Below are 1,102 nucleotides of genomic sequence, written 5' to 3'. Positions count from 1 at the left end.
TGCCCGGCCTGGCCGGAGTCGAGCTGCACGAGGTCCCTCAGGGTGCGGGCGGCGAGGTTGGTGGTGGCCACGCCCGAGCCGACGTAGCCGCCCGCCCAGCCCAGGCCCGTCGTACGGTCCAGGGTGACGGTCGCGCACCAGTCGCGCGGCACGCCGAGGACACCGGACCAGGCGTGCGCGATCCGCACCCCGGCCAGGGCGGGGAAGAAGCCGACGAGGATGTCCCTCAGCGCCTCGACGGTCTCCCGCTGGGTGCGGCCGTCGTTGTCGGTGCGCGAGCCGAAACGGTACGGCACCCCGCGCCCGCCGAGCGCGATCCGGCCGTCGGCGGTGCGCTGGGCGTACATGTAGGCGTGCGCCATGTCGCCGAGCGTCTCGCGGCCCGCCCAGCCGATCGCCTCCCACTGCGCGTCNNGGCGATCATCGAGGAGTTCATGGGCAGCCAGGTGCGCCGCTGGCCCTTGAGGGAGGCCGTGAAGCCCTCCGTGCAGCGCAGGACGTACGGAGCACGGACGGTGCCGTAGGGGGTGACCGCGTGCTTGGGGCGGATCTCCGTGACGGGTGTCGCCTCGTGGATGGTCACCCCGAGCGCCTCCACGGCCGCCGCGAGGCCCTTGACCAGCTTCGCCGGGTTCAGACGGGCGCCGTGCGGGGTCCAGGTGGAGCCCACCGCGTCCGCGACCCGGACGCGCTCGGCGGTCTCCCGGGCGCCGTACAGCTCGCGGTCCTTCTCGCCGTAGCTCAGCTCGTGCTCGTGGAAGGCCTTCAGGCGGGCCAGCTGGGCGGGGGTGCGCGCCACTTCCAGCACGCCGCCCTTGTGCACGTCCGCCTCGACGCCCTCCTCGGCGGCGACCCGGATCACCTCGTCCACGGTGTCGTTCATCGCCCGCTGCAACCGTACGGCGGCCTCGTGGCCGTGCAGCTTCGCGTACCGGTCGCGGCCCGCGACACCGTTGTAGAGCCAGCCCCCGTTGCGCCCGGAGGCGCCGTAGCCGCAGAACTTCTGCTCCAGGACGGTGATCCGCAGGAAGGGGGCCGCCTTCTTCAGGTAGTACGCGGTCCACAGCCCCGTGTACCCGCCGCCGACGATCACCACGTCGGC

1 pseudogene is annotated in these 1,102 nt (G+C 73.4%); it reads right to left on the bottom strand.

Annotation, left to right across the window (positions count from 1 at the left end):
* Window positions 1–1,102: pseudogene (locus tag BZY54_RS46735) on the bottom strand (NAD(P)/FAD-dependent oxidoreductase); the annotation flags it as partial.

The organism is Streptomyces carpinensis (assembly GCF_002154505.1).
Lineage (GTDB): Bacteria > Actinomycetota > Actinomycetes > Streptomycetales > Streptomycetaceae > Streptomyces > Streptomyces carpinensis.
Note: the sequence above shows the minus strand (reverse complement) of the source record. Positions and strands in the feature narration are given on the sequence as shown.